At 54.2% G+C, this 17,128-nt stretch carries 12 protein-coding genes and 1 pseudogene; 9 read left to right on the top strand and 4 right to left on the bottom strand.

Annotated elements, in window-relative coordinates; genetic code table 11:
• Window positions 1-7: 7 nt before the first annotated feature.
• The 3 genes from ACQE2I_RS03795 to ACQE2I_RS03785 all read left to right on the top strand — a co-directional run bounded on the left by ACQE2I_RS03795 (window position 8) and on the right by ACQE2I_RS03785 (window position 4,397).
• Complete coding sequence (locus ACQE2I_RS03795) at window positions 8-391, top strand: septal ring lytic transglycosylase RlpA family protein (protein ID WP_427030165.1); 384 nt, start codon at window positions 8-10, stop codon at window positions 389-391.
• A 257-nt stretch (window positions 392-648) separates the two neighbouring features.
• On the top strand, window positions 649-1,647 hold the full coding sequence (locus ACQE2I_RS03790; protein WP_427030164.1) for an NADP-dependent oxidoreductase: 999 nt from the start codon (window positions 649-651) through the stop codon (window positions 1,645-1,647).
• Between the two features lie 215 nt (window positions 1,648-1,862).
• Window positions 1,863-4,397 carry a glucose/quinate/shikimate family membrane-bound PQQ-dependent dehydrogenase gene (locus ACQE2I_RS03785; protein WP_427030163.1) on the top strand — a complete coding sequence of 845 codons (2,535 nt, stop codon included), beginning with the start codon at window positions 1,863-1,865 and terminating at the stop codon, window positions 4,395-4,397.
• An 85-nt stretch (window positions 4,398-4,482) separates the two neighbouring features.
• Here the strand turns inward: ACQE2I_RS03785 and ACQE2I_RS03780 are convergent, their stop codons facing one another.
• Complete coding sequence (locus ACQE2I_RS03780) at window positions 4,483-6,549, bottom strand: TonB-dependent receptor family protein (protein WP_427030162.1); 2,067 nt, start codon at window positions 6,547-6,549, stop codon at window positions 4,483-4,485.
• A gap of 154 nt (window positions 6,550-6,703) precedes the next feature.
• Here ACQE2I_RS03780 and ACQE2I_RS03775 point away from each other — a divergent pair, with 154 nt between their 5' ends.
• Entirely contained in the window at window positions 6,704-6,877 is a 174-nt protein-coding gene (locus ACQE2I_RS03775) for a YqaE/Pmp3 family membrane protein (protein ID WP_427030161.1), read from the top strand.
• Between the two features lie 102 nt (window positions 6,878-6,979).
• Here the strand turns inward: ACQE2I_RS03775 and ACQE2I_RS03770 are convergent, their stop codons facing one another.
• Window positions 6,980-7,459, bottom strand: coding sequence for a nucleoside deaminase (locus tag ACQE2I_RS03770; RefSeq protein WP_427030160.1), 480 nt, complete (start codon window positions 7,457-7,459; stop codon window positions 6,980-6,982).
• Between the two features lie 311 nt (window positions 7,460-7,770).
• On the opposite strand from ACQE2I_RS03770, the gene ACQE2I_RS03765 reads away from it, so the two are divergent.
• A complete protein-coding gene (locus tag ACQE2I_RS03765) occupies window positions 7,771-7,977 on the top strand; it encodes a cold-shock protein (RefSeq protein WP_007111402.1) in 207 nt (68 codons plus the stop codon).
• A 183-nt stretch (window positions 7,978-8,160) separates the two neighbouring features.
• Here the strand turns inward: ACQE2I_RS03765 and ACQE2I_RS03760 are convergent, their stop codons facing one another.
• Window positions 8,161-9,036: a putative RNA methyltransferase gene (locus ACQE2I_RS03760; RefSeq protein ID WP_427030159.1), complete on the bottom strand. Its 876-nt coding sequence runs from the start codon at window positions 9,034-9,036 to the stop codon at window positions 8,161-8,163.
• A 51-nt stretch (window positions 9,037-9,087) separates the two neighbouring features.
• Window positions 9,088-10,017, bottom strand: coding sequence for a DMT family transporter (locus ACQE2I_RS03755; protein ID WP_427030158.1), 930 nt, complete (start codon window positions 10,015-10,017; stop codon window positions 9,088-9,090).
• Between the two features lie 97 nt (window positions 10,018-10,114).
• Here ACQE2I_RS03755 and ACQE2I_RS03750 point away from each other — a divergent pair, with 97 nt between their 5' ends.
• The 4 genes and pseudogenes from ACQE2I_RS03750 to ACQE2I_RS03735 all read left to right on the top strand — a co-directional run bounded on the left by ACQE2I_RS03750 (window position 10,115) and on the right by ACQE2I_RS03735 (window position 17,066).
• On the top strand, window positions 10,115-11,062 hold the full coding sequence (locus ACQE2I_RS03750) for a LysR substrate-binding domain-containing protein (protein ID WP_427030157.1): 948 nt from the start codon (window positions 10,115-10,117) through the stop codon (window positions 11,060-11,062).
• A 12-nt stretch (window positions 11,063-11,074) separates the two neighbouring features.
• A pseudogene (locus ACQE2I_RS03745) lies at window positions 11,075-14,548 on the top strand (acyl-[ACP]--phospholipid O-acyltransferase).
• 517 nt (window positions 14,549-15,065) lie between these two features.
• Complete coding sequence (locus tag ACQE2I_RS03740) at window positions 15,066-16,652, top strand: flavin monoamine oxidase family protein (RefSeq protein ID WP_427030156.1); 1,587 nt, start codon at window positions 15,066-15,068, stop codon at window positions 16,650-16,652.
• Window positions 16,653-16,664: 12 nt separating this feature from the next.
• Window positions 16,665-17,066, top strand: coding sequence for a c-type cytochrome (locus ACQE2I_RS03735; protein ID WP_427030155.1), 402 nt, complete (start codon window positions 16,665-16,667; stop codon window positions 17,064-17,066).
• Window positions 17,067-17,128 lie beyond the last annotated feature (62 nt).

Below are 17,128 nucleotides of genomic sequence, written 5' to 3'. Positions count from 1 at the left end.
TACTCCTATGGGAGCCCAAACACGACTGATCCGAACGATTTGTTTGGCAGCGGTAATGGTAATTAGTAGCGCCGCCAATAGTGCATTTGCACACGAAATAGAAATACAGGAAGGTGTTGCCTCCTTTTATAGTGACCGCTTTCAAGGAGCTACCACCGCAAGTGGTCAGCCCTTTGACCAGCAGGCACTAACAGCCGCCCACAAGAGCTTGCCGTTTGGCACCAAAGTGCTAGTGACACGCCCGGATACGGGGCAAGCAGTAGAAGTGCTGATCAATGACCGCGGTCCCTTCATTCAAGGACGCATTATTGATTTATCGAAACGCGCGGCAGCAAAGCTTGGCATGATCCGCCGCGGCACAGCGCCTGTGATGGTAACGCTGTTGGATTAACGGATAACACATCCTGGATTGTTGTGTGATACCCCTTAGCCTAATTAATGCGGCAGCACACGAAGTACCATTAACACAAAACAGTAAATAGATAGGGCGACCAGCAATGGATCGCCCTATTTCTTTATGTGCCCTACTACATGATGTGCCCTACTACCTGACTATATTGACGAACTTGCCAGCAGGCTAAGGGTCTCTATGCTGCAAGGAGCTCAAACCGTTTAGCTCAAATCGCTACGTATTCGCAGGAGGCACTGATGCAGTCGCAATTTTACACGCTTACCGATTACCCCAACGGCTTGCCCGATCACAGCCATTTTAAGCTTGAAACACAGACACTGCCTGAACTGGCTGAGGGCGAAGTGCGCATCCGCAACCGCTGGCTTTCCGTTGATCCTTACATGCGCGGCCGGATGAACGGCATTCGCACCTATGTGGAGCCGTTTGAGCTCGGCAAACCGATGCAAGGCGGCGCGATTGGCGAAGTCATTGAAACGCACGATTCTCGCCTCAAGGTGGGTGATATCGTCAGCCATATGGGTGGCTGGCGCGATATTGCGCAAACCCCTGCAGAGGGTGCCACGGCGCTACCCGACATTGATGTTCCCGAGCAGGCCTATCTTGGCGTTTTGGGCATGCCCGGCATGACCGCTTGGACGGGCCTTAACATCATCGCTGAATGTAAGCCAGGTGATAACGTTTTAGTCAGTGCGGCCAGCGGCGCAGTGGGCTCCCTGGCGGTACAACTGGCTAAAGCGAAGGGCTGCCATGTGGTGGGTATTGCTGGCGCGGCGCATAAGCTCGCCTGGCTGGAATCACTGGGCATCGAGCCCGTGAACTATCGTGACCATACCGCTCACGAGCTAAGCGACGCCATTAAGCTTGCCAGCCCCAACGGCATTGATGTCTATTTCGAAAACGTCGGTGGGGTATGCCTGGAAGCGGCGCTAAGTCAGTTAAATGAAGGCGCGCGCATCGCCGTATGTGGCATGATCGATGGTTACAACGACAAAGAGCCTGTTCCCGGCCCTAGCAATCTCGCCCAGCTGATCATGCGCAAAGCCAAAATGCAGGGCTTTATTGTTGCTGACCACTGGGCAAGCTACAGCTACTTTTTGAATGAAGTGGCTCCCCAGGTAGCAGAAGGCAAATTGGATTACAAAGAAACGGTCAAAGAAGGCTTAGAGAGCACGCCTGATGCTTTCCTTGCTCTCTTTGAAGGTGGCAATACTGGCAAAATGCTGATCAAGCTATAGTGCTCCACTCATCTCTCACCACCCTCATCTTATACCCTGACCGCAGTGCGCTTTTCGCTGTGGTCAGGGTACATAGCTAAGAAAAAATCGTCAAAACGTTAGACCAATGATGAATTGATAATTAAAATCATGCTCTAGAAATGTGTGTTTTAACCCATCGGCGCTGTCGATGGGTTAAAGCGCGTTGTAGGTACGCTGCTATAAGGGGATATCTCATGGAAGAAAACACGCGCGATCACGGCAAGTGGCCAGCGATTATCGTTGGCCTGTTGCTACTCATCGCTGGCTTGGCGCTGGCCATTGGCGGCGGCAAACTGCTGAGCCTGGGCGGCAGTGCTTACTACTTACTTGCCGGGGTCAGCATTATTGCCTGCGGCGTTTTATTCGCTCTACGCCGGGGTGCCGCTCTCTGGCTCTACGCGCTAACTCTTTTTGCCACCTTGGTATGGGCACTGTGGGAAGTTGGGCTTGATTGGTGGCAGTTAGTGCCCCGGGTCGCGATTCTTTGCTTGATAGGTATCCTACTGCTACTGCCCTGGTGGCGTAAGCCGCTGCGATCTTGCAGCGGTAGCGTGGCCCTTATCGGTAGCATTGCCGCTGCGATGATTGTTGCCATTGCCAGCCAGTTTAACGACCCCGGCACAATTGAAGGCACACTGGCAAATAACGAGACGCCCGCCGACAACGTTAACTCTGCTCAAGTAGCTGACGACGACTGGCCCGCCTATGGCGGCACCAATGCGGGCACCCACTACTCTTCGCTTGAGCAAATTACGCCGGACAATATCGGCGAGCTTGAAGAGGTATGGCGCATTCAAACCGGTGACGAGGCGGGCCCCAATGCGCCGCCCGAAATCACCAATCAGAATACCCCGCTAAAAGTGAATGGCAGCCTGTATATCTGTACGTCGCACAGCCGGGCGATGGCGCTATCTCCAGAAACGGGCGAAACCCTGTGGTCGTTCGATCCTGAGATCAGCACAATGGGAGCGGATGATTTCTCAGGCTGGGCGCATATGACCTGCCGCGGCCTCGCCCACTATGACGCCGCTAACTACTCTGCTGACGCAGAAGCAAACAGCGATGCGGCTGACAATAATGCAACACCCAGCAGCGACACGTCGCTCTCTTTTAACATCTTCGATAACAATGACATTTTCAGCCTAGATACCTCCTTCCTGTCACTGCTATTTGGCGTGGATAACGAGAGCAATACGCAACCCATGCTCAGTGACACTGACGTCATGTGCCCACGCAGACTCTACCTGCCCACCGCAGATGCGCGCTTGATTGCACTGAATGCGGACACCGGCGAGCGCTGCGCCAACTTTGGCGATAACGGTGAGATTGATCTCACTAACAATATTGGCGAGTTTTCTCCCGGTGGCTACTACTCCACCTCGCCTGCGACGGTAACTGAAAACTTGGTCATTCTAGGCGGACACGTTACCGACAACAGCTCCACTGATGAGCCTTCTGGCGTCATTCGCGCCTTTGACGTGCATACCGGCGAGTTGGTGTGGAACTGGGATAGCGGCAACCCCGATGACACCGAACCATTAGCTGAAGGCGAAACCTACACACGTAACTCGCCTAACGTATGGGCACCGATTAGCGTAGATGAAGAACTCGGCATGGTTTACCTGCCCATGGGCAACGCGACGCCTGACCAGTATGGCGCTAACCGTAGCGAAAACGATGAAACCTATAGCGCAGGCTTGGTGGCCCTTAACTTGGCAGATGGCCAGGTTGAATGGGCTTACCAGTTTGTCCATCACGACTTATGGGATATGGACACGCCCGCGCAACCGGTGCTGATTGACTTGGCCACTAATGAAGGTACCCAGCCCGCGGTTATTCAGCCGACCAAGCAAGGCAGTCTTTACGTCTTGAACCGCGAAACCGGTGAGCCGATTGTGCCCATCGAAGAGATGCCTGCTCCGCAAGGCGCCGTGGAAGGCGACTGGACCGCCGAGACTCAGCCGCGTTCAGCGCTTAACCTGCTGCCACCACCGCTCACCGAGCGCGATATGTGGGGCGCCTCACCGTTTGACCAAATGATGTGCCGCATTCAGTTCAACTCCTTGCGCTACGAGGGCCAATACACGCCACCTTCGCTGGAAGGCAGTATTGTTTATCCAGGTAATGTCGGCGTAATGAACTGGGGTGGCGTTGCGGTGGATCCCGAACGACAAGCGCTGTTTACCGGGGCTAAATATCTGGCCTTCGTTTCCACGCTGGTACCCCGCGAACAAGTTGAAGAGGGCCAAGGCTCCGCCAGCGAACAAGGGCTGCAAATTAATGCAGGAGCGCCCTATGCCGTTAAGCTAGGCCCGCTGCTTTCAGTGCTCGGCCTGCCCTGCCAAGCGCCCTCCTGGGGTGACGTTGCGGGCATCGACCTGCAAAGTAACGAGGTGGTGTGGAAACACCGCAATGGCACGACCCGCGACAGCATGCCGTTCGATCTACCGATTGGCTTGAACGTGGGTGTCCCTGCACTAGGCGGCCCGTTAACCACCGCTGGCGGTGTGTCATTCTTGAGCGGCACGCTGGATCAATACTTGCGCGGTTACGACATCACCACTGGCGAGGAACTGTATAAAGCCCGCTTGCCTGCAGGTGGCCAGGCCACGCCGATGACCTACACCGGCCAAGATGGCCGCCAGTATGTGGTCGTCACGGCGGGTGGCCACGGCACCTTCGGCACCAAGATGGGCGATTACGTGATTGGCTACGCGCTACCGGAGTAACCGGTTAGCAAAGCTAGCAACCAAACGGGCGGCCTCAGTGTTAATAAATGAGCGCCGCCCGTTTTTTATTTACTTGCATTGCGACTTAAAAGCGTACTTCTAAACCGCCATAAACGCTGCGCCCAGGAGCAGGTTCATAGAAACGGCCAAAGGTGCCGTTCAAGCGCACGTTTGCGTAGTGTTCTTCGTCTAAGAGATTGCGCACACCGACATAGGCATTTAGCCGTGTATCGCTTCCCAGCTGCCAGCCATCCCCCACACGCAGGTTCACCAGCCAATAGCTATCGACCACGGTCTCATTGGCGTTGTCCGCCACCATATCGCCTACGTACTGGGTTTCCAGGGTGGCAAAGCGTTCATCCACGCCCTGCCAAGTTAGCTGGTTGACCCAGGTTTGCTCCGGCAGGCCAGGGATGCGATTGCCATCAAAACGCTCGCCGGACGTAGTGAACTGGTCGAACTCATAGCTAGCCAGCGTCAGAGCGCTATCCAGCCGCCACTGATCGGCTAACTGCCAGCCCAGTGCCAGTTCGATGCCGTCGCGGTCGGTATCACCCGCGTTTTGATAAAAGGTGCGACCGCCTTCATCAAACGGCACGAGTTCGTCACGCACGCGCACTGAAAACAGCGCCAAATCGTAATCCATCGCCAGCGGCTCAACATAGCCACGCAGCCCCACTTCACGGTTCCAGGCTTTTTGCGGCGATACCGATGGGTTGAAACCGCCGCCAGCCGGATTGGCAAACTCGGAGAAGGTCGGGGTTTCAAACGCAGTACCGGTGTTGATATAGACCTGGTGCTGGGGGCGATAACGATAGCTTAAGCCTGCCGAGCCGCTCCACTCATTGAAGGTTTGCTCGCCACTTTGATCGCCACCTTCATCGGCCAGATAGCGATCATCTATCTCTAATTCCACCCTATCAAAGCGCGCACCCAGCGAGAGCGTTACCTGCTCTGTCAGCGCTAAATCCCCCTGGGCAAACACCCCAGCGGAGGTCGCCGTCTGGGTCTCTTCCGCCAGCTGCTCACCAACGACGCCCTGCGGGTTAACATCATTACGGAAGCGCTCATCGTCCTGGCGCGCTACATCAACACCGGCGATATAGCTCAGCGGCAGGCTACCCAGGCTGATTTCATGGTGATACTCGGCACTCGCGCCCAGGTAATCGCGCTGATAGCCGATGCGGCTATCGCCCACATAGGGCAGCTGTTGCTCAAAATCGCGCTGGGCGATAAAACCTTTTAAATAGAACTCGCCAGGGCCTGCGGACAGATCTTCGTACTGTAAGCCCAGCAGCTGCTGATCTACGTTCTGCCCTGCGTCCAATGCCAAGGAGTTCGGCGCCGCTTGATCACGGCCACTGGCCACTTCACCCGCGTTCAGCGCGCCAGGGTCTTCGGAACGCGGGTTGTCCAGCAAATTGATAATCGCCGTTAACGCCCGGTCACTGCCTAACTCGCGGCGTAGCTTGGCATTCAGCAGGTACTTTTCTGTAGAACTCTGATCACGGTAGCCATCGACATTAAGCGCTGAAAAGCTCACATGGTGCGACCAATCCCCCTGAGCACCGCCTGTTTGCACGACCGCTTTACGGTAGCCATCGCTGCCCACCTCGGTGCGCACGCTTGAGCCAGGATTATCGCGTCCATCGGCGGTGGTGATATCAATCACCCCACCCGCCGCGTTGCCGTACAACACAGAAGAAGGCCCACGGATCACTTCAATGCGCTCAGCACTGTCCAGGTCAATGGCATCTAACTGCGCCTGACCGTCCGGCAGCGTGTAGGGAATACCATCGACCATCACGGTAATGCCGCGCACCCCAAACGGGGCGCGAGCACCAAAGCCGCGAATAGAGATTCGCTGCCCTTGGGCAAAGTTGTCGCGGTTTTGCAGGAATACCCCAGGCACTCGCACCAGCGCTTCATCTATCCGCGAGCGCTGCTGCCCTTGAGCGATCGCTTCGCGGTCGAGCGTGGTTATCGCCGCAGGAGTGGCGTAAAGCTCTCGGGCTAAACGTGGCGCCGTTACTTCCAGCGTGGCCAAGCTGCTGCTATCGGTCGAACTCTCTTGAGCCCAGCCTGGGCCTGCACCAAGGCAGCTTAATAAGCAAAAAGACGTGGTGGTTACTTTTAATGGCACGTTGAACACGGGGTCCCTCCCAAATAGCGTAGAGCGAAAATAAATGGCGGAATTGAACGATTGCCTACTCGGCTAGTCGTAGAAAACTAGCCAAGGCGTGGATAAATAGATTGATCGTGCCTACACTTGTACAAGCTACCCCACTGAAAGCAAAGGAGGCTTCATGGCGTTTACCGCGACTGATCCAATCAAGATGATTTTTGCCGTTATCCTTCCACCACTCGGTGTATTTTTCGAGGTCGGTTTTAAAGGACACTTCTGGCTGAACATTATTCTAACCTTATTTGGCTTCATTCCGGGCGTCATCCACGCCTTTTACGTGATATTGAAGCACTAGGGTTAATAAAAACTAGTCGTGAGAAAAAGGCTTAAGAAATTAGTTAATACATATAATCTGTACGCCGCCTAAGGCTAACGTTTAGGCGGTTTTTTTATGGCTTTAAAGAAGGCTGGCATGCCGCCGTTTATGTAACGTATGAACGCGCTCATCTAGCTCGTCTACCGGGCCTTCTACTGCTAGCCCCGGCACAACTTGTTGAATAGGCAAGGTCGCGACGGGCGACGGCGCTACGCCTAACTCAGCGAGCCAGCGACTTAACTGCTCAGACGAGCTAGCGAAGACAATACGCCCCAGCCCCACCCAGCCATGAGCAGCGGCACACATCGGGCAATGCTCGCCTGAAGTATAGACGGTGGCCTGGGCACGCGCCTCTGGCGTCATATGCTGCGCTGCCCAGCGCGCCAGGGAAAACTCGGGGTGCTGGGTAGCATCGCCACCGGCAATGCGGTTCCGGTCTTCTGCCAACACCTTGCCTTCAGCACTCACCAGCACACTGCCAAAGGGCTCGTCTCCCGCATTAAGCGCCTCTTCGGCCAGCTCAATGGCACGGGTCAAATATCCCAGCTCCTGGTCATCCATTGTAAATCCTTATATCTCAACGGGCCTTCTATCAGTGTGGCACAGGAATATAGACAAGATACGTAGGTGGCAATAAAACGAGGCAGGCCTTCAGTAAGAAAAAACTAGCCAGTCGTTGACGCGCGCTACAATTCATGACACTGTAGTGCCAGTTGGTTAGCAAGCAAGCATGGTTTCAGAAGTGTACGAAAAAGATTTAGTAACGTAAGAAATCTTTCGGCAAGACTGTAATTGTATTCCTTGTTTTATCCACTATTAATCTGGGTGATACCAGGAACTTTATTAAGCGCTTTGCGCGAAAGGATTTTATTATGTCTACTGGCACAGTTAAGTGGTTCAACGATACTAAAGGCTTCGGTTTTATTGCTCCTTCTGACGGCGGCGATGACCTATTTGCTCATTTCTCTGAAATTCAAGCAGACGGCTTCAAAACCCTGCAAGAAGGCGCTAACGTTTCTTTTGACGTTACCCAGGGTAAGAAAGGCCTTCAGGCTTCAAACATCAAGCAAATTTCTTAAGTCTAGGTCTTTTAGGGCACTGTCTTTTAAGACACTGTCTCTCAAGACATAGCGCTTTAGAATTTGCTCGAACCTTTCGGGGTTCGGATAACAAGGCCCGCTTATGCGGGCCTTGTTGCGTTTGGACTCTCTCTAACGGAACCAGTACGAAGGCCACCAAACGTATGCTGTTTTAGGAAACGGCTAACTTCGAAGCCACTGCACTATCCGCACATCCACTGTTGTGACTAATTCCTCAAGTGCCGCCGCGGACGCACGCCCTTCAGCGCTGGCCCGGTATAAATGCGGCGTCATCGCCAACAGATCAGCAATTTTCTCAGCCCCATTGAGCGCTAGCGAGTAAGTGACTCTCTCACTGCTGTGGTAAGTAAAATCTTCTGGTACTTGCGGCTCACTCGAACGCTCGGGCTTTAACGTAGGGTAGATAATCTCCCGCAGCTCCCGCAGGTGATCAGGCCCTGCCTCAACTTGCAGCAGCATGCCACCGGGTTCCAGCACGCGTGCAAACTCGCCAACCATCGGAAAGCCAAACATACACAGCACGGCATCCAACGTTCCCGCTTGTATCGGCAGGTGCGCATTACTGCCCACCGCCCAACTGCTTAGCGGTGATTGCTTAGCATCCTGCTTTGCCGCAGCCAACACCGCCCATTTAGAGATATCCAACCCCATCAGCGCAAGTGACTGTGAAGAAACCGCCGCGTGAGCCAACTGACGCAAGTAGTAACCTTCACCGCAGCCCGCATCCAGGCAGCTAAACGGCAGGCTGTCCGGGCTGTTTAACGCCTGAACATCAGCGTGGCTCAATACGGCACGACTGACGGCATCCGCAATGGGCTGGTAGTGCCCCGTCTCAAGAAAGCGCTGACGAGCAGCCACCATAGCCTTACTATCGCCCGGGTCATGGGAGCGCTTTTGCTGCACCGGCAGTAAGTTAACGTAGCCCTGCTTGGCAATATCAAAGCTGTGCCCGTCAGGGCAGCTCCAGGCGCAGCCCAAGCGACTTAGCGGCTCGCCATCCAGTGGGCATGCCAGGGACTGAAAAGGGGTTATGTTCATCGCTGTTTCTTCGCAGGTTGTGAATGCCGTTTATGGAGTGGGGCCAAGCGCTTAGCGTGTCACCAGGATAATACCAACTAAAATAACGCCGCCCCCTAGCAGAAAATTAATGCTTAGCGGCTCATTGAGCAGCAGGGTACCAAAAAGTACGCCGAAAAGCGGGCCTAGAAAAGAGAACACACCCAACTGCGACGCGCGATAGCGACGAAGCAGCGTGAACCACAGCATCAAAGCGGCAAATGAAATAATTAGCGTCTGAAAACCAAGGCTAGCAACCGCCATGGAAGTAAACTGCGCGCTCATTAGCTGACCTGACATAGCCGCCACCGGCAGTAACAGCAGCGCCGTCACACTCAGTTGATAGCTCAGAGTGAGCTCTGCGGGGGCCTCAGACAGTGAGGTCTTGCGAATCACCACAGTGGTGGCCGCCCATGAGAGGCCAGCGAGCAAACCCAGCGCATCTCCGATGAGGATATCGATGCTATAGGCACCGCTCGGCGTCATGGCAATCACCATACCTAGAAACGCCAAACCAACGCCCCACCACTGGCGGCTTGATAACTGCTCCCCCGGCACCCAAAGATGCAGTCCAAGCGCCGCGAAGATGGGCGCTGTGTAGAGAAAGACCGACATGTGGGAAGCCAAGGTGTACGTTAACCCCCAGGCAACAAAAGCAAACTCGACGGCAAACCCGAGACCAACCAGTAGCCCCGGAGCCCAGTGGTAACCTATATCCTGCCAGCGAATACCTCGCCAATAGGCAAGCAACGCGACCAGGCAACCGGCGATGGTTGAGCGCAGGGCTATCTGCACCACAGGTGAGATATCCTGAGCCACCCCCTTGATCGCCACCTGCTGAAACCCCAACACCAGACAAAACAGTAGCATTAGCGATGCTGCCGTAGCATCCACAGACTTTCGCTGTGAATGCCCTAGCATGCTGGCGGCATGGTATTTTGAGGCTATCCTTTGATTATTCACTGTGAGCTCCTATAACATTAAGGCGCTCATTTCAGCAGGAAGGGAAACGGCATACAAACGATTACTTATCGGGCCTAGGCTTAGGAAAACTCACGCCATGAGAATGGAAAGGCTACCGCTAAATGCACTACGCGCGTTTGCCGAAGCGGCACGTGAAAATAGCTTCAAAGCCGCCGCGTATCGTTTGGGGGTGACCCCTGGCGCCGTTAGCCGACAGGTGAAACAGTTGGAGGATCACTTGGGCGTGGTGTTATTCGAACGTCATGCCAATGGCGTGTACGCAACCGAAGCTGGCCGGGGGCTTGCTGAAGATGTGCAAGCGGGTCTTTTGCGCATCGCCAGTGGCGTGCAGAACGTCACCGAGCGCTCAGAAGACGCTTTCCGCTTGCTACTGAGCGCACCACCCTCGTTCCTACAGCTTTGGTTACTCCCACGCTTACCCGATTTTGAAGCCAATGAGCGGCAAATCGAAATCTCCCTAGATGCCGAGGCGCGTTTAACACCGCCATCATGGATGCCCAACAGGGCACGCTTATCGCTGCGCTACGGCCAGGGGCCCTGGCCCGGCGTCACCAGCCAGCGTCTGTTTGAAGACACTCTCTTTCCGGTTTGCTCGCCCACCCTGTTAGCGCAGGAAAATATACACGAGCCCGCCGACTTGCTGGCCCAGACACTACTCACCGTGGACTGGTGCAGCCAGGCGGGTCACCCTATCCCGAGCTGGCGCGACTGGTTTAAAAATGCGGGGGTGGCAATCAAGAAGATCCCCCACCAGCGCCAATACTCGCTGTATAGCTTGGCGCTCGATCAGGCGATGGCTGGGCAGGGCGTGGTACTGGCCAGCTACCCACTGGTGACCGACCGGCTCGCCAGCGGAGTGTTGGTACGCCCATTTGCGGAGCACTACCCGCTCGCTTCACCATTCGCCTATGAGCTGATTCTGCCTTGTGAAGGCGTAACGCCACCGGCGGCGGCACGCTTCATCGAGTGGCTAGTGCAAGAAGCCGCCCACTTTCGAGACACGCCCCCAGACAGGCATCTATAAGGCAACTCAACCATGCATCGACTGCTGCACTTGAAGGGCGCCTTGCCCTATCTGATCGCCATTTTCCTTAATGCCTTTGTGGATCTGGGGCACAAGATCGTCATTCAGAACACGATCTTCAAAAGTTACGACGGCGAAACACAGGTCGTACTCACCGCGCTGGTGAATGGGTTAATTCTGCTGCCGTTTATTTTACTGTTTAGCCCAGCGGCCCACGTGGCGGATAGCTACCCCAAGGTTCGCATTCTGCGCGTATCCTCCTGGATCGCGGTGGCGGTTTCACTGGTAATTACTGCTGCCTATTATCAGGGCTGGTTTTGGCTGGCGTTCGCGATGACGCTACTATTGGCCATTCAATCAGCCTTCTACTCCCCGGCCAAATACGGCTTGGTGAAGGGGCTGTTCGGCAAGCCGCGGCTGGCAGAAGCCAACGGGCTAATCCAGGCAGTCACCATTGGTGCCATTCTGGCGGGCACCGTGGCATTTACCGCACTGTTTGAAACCTGGATAACGCCTACTGATCAAACCCCAACGCAGCTGTTGAACCAAGTAGCACCGCTGGGCTGGCTACTGGTGCTCAATAGCGCTATTCAGGTAGTAACGCTTTATCGCCTTAAGCTGGATAACACCACGCGACCGGATACACCGCTCACCTGGCAGCGCTACATTAAAGGCACAGCCCTGAAAGACAATCTACGCATTGTTGCCCGCCAACCCGTGATCAGGCTGTCCATTATCGGCCTGGCCACCTTCTGGTCAGTCGGCCAAGTGCTGTTGGCTGCCTTTCCCGCCTATGCCAAAGATGCCCTCAGTATCGATAACACGCTGGTGCTGCAAGGCATTCTGGCGGCTAGCGGCATCGGGATTGCGCTGGGCTCCATGCTGGCCAGCAAGCTTTCACATAACCGCATAGAAACAGGCTTGATCCCTGTAGGCGCCGTCGGTGTAGCCGTGGGGCTATGGTGCCTGCCACTGTTAACCACGCCTGTTGGCCAAGCGCTGAACTTTGTGTTTATCGGCACCATGGGTGGGCTTTTCATCGTACCGCTTAACGCTCTGATTCAGTTTCACGCCGCCGACAACGAGCTAGGCACCGTGCTGGCCGCCAATAACTGGATTCAAAACATCGCCATGCTAGGCTTTTTGCTGCTCACGGCACTGTTCGCCTTAGCGGGTGTGGATAGTCATTACTTGCTGTTACTCATTGCCACGGTGGCGGTGGTCGGCGGCGGCTATACCATTGTGAAGCTGCCCCAAAGCCTGGTGCGCTTTCTGTTGAGCTTCTTACTGACTCGCCGCTACCGCGTAGACGTTCATGGCTTGCAAAACCTGCCCGCCCAGGGCGGTGTGCTGCTACTGGGCAACCATATCAGTTGGGTGGATTGGGCTATGGTACAAATTGCTAGCCCCCGCCCAGTGCGCTTTGTAATGATCAGATCGGTTTATCAGCGCTGGTACCTACGCTGGTTCTTCAAAGCCCTGGGCTGTATTCCCATTGAGCGCGGCAAGGGTGCCGACCAGGCGCTGGCCGATGTGGCGCAGCAGCTCAACGCGGGCGAGGTGGTATGCCTATTTCCTGAAGGGGCGATCAGCCGTACTGGTCAGCTAGGTGAATTCCGCCGCGGCTATGAGCGCGCCTGTGAGATGGCCAACCCCGATGTAAAAATCGTGCCTTTCTATCTGCGTGGCCTGTGGGGTAGCCAGTTCTCCCGCTCCTCCAGCAAGTTAAAAGAGCTACGCAATGCGCCGCTGCACCGCTCGGTAGTAGTGGCGTTTGGCAAGCCGCTACCTAAAGATACCCCCGCCGACGTTCTCAAGCGGCGTATTTTTGAGCAGGCTACGCGTTCCTGGCAGCGGGCCATGGACGAGTTACCCACCCTGCCTAACGCCTGGATTCAAAGCGTTAAGCGCCGCCCTAGCGACCTTGCCCTGGCCGATACGCTGGGCCGCCCACTCAACGCCAGCCAAGCGCTTACCGATAGTTTGCTGATGGCAAAACGTATTCGCAAGCTCAACCCAGGGCAAAACGTTGGCCTACTGCTGCCTCCCAGCAGCGCCGGGGTTATTGCCAATATGGCAACGCTGCTGGCGGGTAAAACGCTGGTGAATCTCGATGACGCCGCCGACTACAAGGCGTTAACGTCTGCCCTTTCCCAGGCGGAAATCACTACCGTGTTTACCTCACAGCGCCTTGTAAAAAAGCTTGAGCAGCGTGGGCTCAACATTAGCCAATTACTTGGCGAGAAGCAGGTGGTCTTTTTAGAAGACCTGCAGACCACTATGGGCCGCGCCGAGCGTTTAAGCACCTGGCTTGCGGTGCGCATATTGCCGACGTGGCTGTTACAGCACAGTTTCTGCCGCGGCCACGATGCCGACGCCACCGCTGCCATCCTGTTCTCAAACGGGAGCGAAGGCGAGCCCAAGGGCGTGATGCTCAGCCACCGCAACCTGATGGCTAATATCAAACAAACTTCTGATGTGCTCAACACTCAGAACAACGATGTGGTGATGGGCTCATTGCCGCTGTTTCAGGCTTTTGGCCTCACGGTCACCCAACTGTTACCGCTGATTGAAGGGCTGCCGCTGGTGTGCCACGACGACCCCAACGATGCCCCTGGTATCGCTGGTGCTATGGCCAAGCACAAAGCCAGCATCTTGTTTAGTATGCCCAGCTCGCTGCAGATGTTTGTCGATAATCCAAAGGTTCAACCAGCAATGCTGGAAAGCTTGCGGGCGGTGGTCGTTGGGGCAGAGAAGTTCGATGAAAGCGTACGCACCAGCTTTGAGCAAAAATTCAACACACCCATCTACGCAGGCTACGGTGCCACTGAAACCGCGCCGGTGGCGTCGGTCAATCTGCCCGATGCCGTGGGCGCTGACTACCAGCAGGTGCAACGCGGCAGCAAGCCAGGCACCGTGGGCATGCCACTACCCGGCACCAGCTTCAAAATTGTCGATCCTGATAGCTTTGAAGAACTGCCCACCGGCGAGGTCGGCACGATATTGATCAGCGGCCCGCAGATCATGCAAGGCTACCTCAATGACCCACAGCGCACTGCTGCCGCCATTAAAAAGCTTGATGGCCAGCGCTGGTACATCACAGGAGATAAAGGCTTTATCGACGAAGAGGGTTTTTTAACCCTGATTGATCGCTAAACTTGCTTTGCAAAGATCGTCGGTGAAATGATCAGCCTCAGTGCCGTTGAAACGGCGGTTAAAATGGCCCTTAATGATCCAGACGCCGTGCTGATGGCAGCCAATATTCCTGATGGCCGTAAAGGGGAACAGATTGCGCTATTATCGGAAAGACCACTGGACGTCAACAGTGTGAAAGCCGATATGCTCACCAACGGCACACAGCCCATGATGATTCCGAAGCATTGGTTTACGGTGGAAACGCTTCCCTACTTAGGCTCAGGAAAAGCAGACTTTGCGGAGGCTAAACAGCTGGCTGAAGAGCTGATAAAGGAAGAACTGAAACATTAAAAAGCGATATCTCAATAAGATACTGTACGGCAAAAAACTAATATTCGCTGTACAGTATCTAGGTTTTCGTAAATCGATAACCTTACCTCAAGCAGCGATTATTACCGCCTTCCCCTTTTAGCTATTTAGAAGGGCTTTTAGATGGAGAAAGACTTCTGGTGATAAAGCGACATCCAGGAACAAACGAAAGCAGATATCCACCTCATAAGACAATATCACCCCCTATCGCACCAAAAAAGAGTTAAAGCCTAGAATCGCGCACTAATTTGGACTTCACAGCTTAGCTCGAGACTATTAAAACATTCATTTAATTTTATTTATACCCTAAAAACAACAAGTTATAAAATATGGCACGCTACATGCATATACTCAAATGTAATGTATCTTGGCTAGATAATTAGAGCCCTGCAGCTTGATTCATAAAATTAAAACAATGCTCTCGCCGCTACTCAAGGGATGAAATTGCGCTGCTGAACGGACTCTATTTACCTGCCTATGACTTCATAGAGAGGTAGCAATGTCATTCAACCCAGAAGGTGTAACACGTAGATCCTTTTTAGGCATGGTAGGCGCGGTAGCGGGGGCAGCGGCCATGTATTCCGCAATGAGCACAATGGGCTTTGCTTCCCAATCTAATTGGCGGGGACGCTTAAACCTGCAGGGAACACCCGACAATACCAATATTTTAATACTCGGGGCTGGTTTAGCCGGTATGACGGCCGCCTTCGAGCTGCGCAACGCAGGCTATAACGTCAAAGTGCTTGAGTATCGCGATAAGGCAGGTGGACGCTGCTGGACGTTACGTGGCGGAGACAGCTACACCGAGCTAGGTGGCTTTACACAGCAAGTCGATTTTGCCGAAGGCAACTACCTAAACCCAGGCCCATGGCGAATCCCCTCGGACCACTTCGCCGTACTGGATTACTGCAAACGCTTTGGCGTGAAGCTTGAGCCCTTTATTCAGGTCAACTACAACGCTTACCTACACGACTCAGAAGCTTTCGATGGCCAACCTCAACGCTTTAAGGAAGTGGCAACCGATTTCAGAGGACACGTCGCAGAGTTACTTGCCAAAGTCGTTGACCAAACCGGACTAGATGAGGCGGTTAGTGCAGCAGATGCAGAAAAGCTCGTGGCTGCGCTTAAACGCTATGGCGCACTAAATGACAACTTAGACTATGTAACGAGCAGTGAGTCTTCTGCCTTCCGTGGTTGGAGTCACCCCGAAGGCGGAGGCGTAGATGGAAAGCCAGCACCATCTCAGGTCAATTCACTGTCAGATATTTTGAACTCAACGTTATGGCGTAACCTTACCGCTGGCGACAACTTGCATATGCAGTCCACCATTTTCCAACCGGCAGGCGGGATGGACATGATTGCAAAAGGTTTTGAAGAGCAGGTTGGTGAACTGATTACCTATAATGCAAAAGTGACGCGTATTAGGCACGAAGGTGATCAGGTATCGGCTTCATGGGTATCTGCCGATAGCGGTAGCAATGAACAGACTGAAACGGCCGATTACTGCATCTGCACGATTCCGTTTTCCGTACTTAGCCAAATCGATCATGACTTCTCGCCCCGCATGAGCCAGATCATTGATTCGATGCCCTATGCCTCGGCCTTTAAAGCTGGCATCGAGTTTAAAAGGCGTTTTTGGGAAGAGGACGAACACATCTATGGCGGCATCAGCTATACCAACCTGCCCATTACGCTAATTTCTTACCCGCCCTACAACATGTTTAGCGATGGCCCAGGTGTCCTTTTAGCGGCTTACCCCTGGGGCGCTTACTCCTACCAGTTTAACGCTCTCTCACCCGAAGAGCGTATTGCCAAAGTAATGGAATACGGCTCGCAGATTCACCCACAGTATTACGATGAGTTCAAAACGGGCGCTTCAGTCGCATGGCATCGTGTCCCATGGGCGCTCGGTTGCTATGGCCTGTGGCAAGATCGTGAGGCGGACTACCAGGATGCCACTGCAATGGATGGTCGAACGCTAATGGCAGGCGAGCATATTTCCTATCTACCTGCGTGGATGGAAGGGGCTGTGCTCTCTGCACTAGATGCTGTCGAACGTCTACACACCACCATTATTGAGGCTTGAGGAGTTCGCGCTATGAAAACACTCATCACATCAATGGTAGCACTCGCTCTCTCCATGTCGGCCATTGCCCAGGAGACCTCTATTGATACCAGCACCTGGTTTGATGACCCTTCTACGTTAACTCAAACCGACGGGGCTTCCATCTATGCAGGCGTTTGTAGCGGTTGCCACATGCCTAATGGGCAAGGCGCCAAAGGGGCTGGGGAATATCCAGCGCTCGCTAACAATTCCAGTTTAATGACGACCGCTTACCCTATCAGCCTTGTTATTCACGGACATAAAGCCATGCCCCCGCTAGGCAGCTTACTAGATGACGAGCAAGTTGCCTCAGTGGTGAACTTTATCCGCATCAGCTTTGGCAATGATTACACCGATAACCCAGCTAGTGCAGAACAAATTGAAGCTATGCGCTAGGATCTTTTCACTAATCTACAAGCAGTACACAACGCTTTCATGAGCACCAATCAAATAGGAAT

It is taken from the genome of Halomonas sp. H2 (genome assembly GCF_050215315.1).
In the GTDB taxonomy this organism is placed as follows: domain Bacteria; phylum Pseudomonadota; class Gammaproteobacteria; order Pseudomonadales; family Halomonadaceae; genus Vreelandella.
The sequence above is the reverse complement of the archived record's forward strand: the minus strand, read 5'-3'. Positions and strand labels throughout refer to the sequence as shown.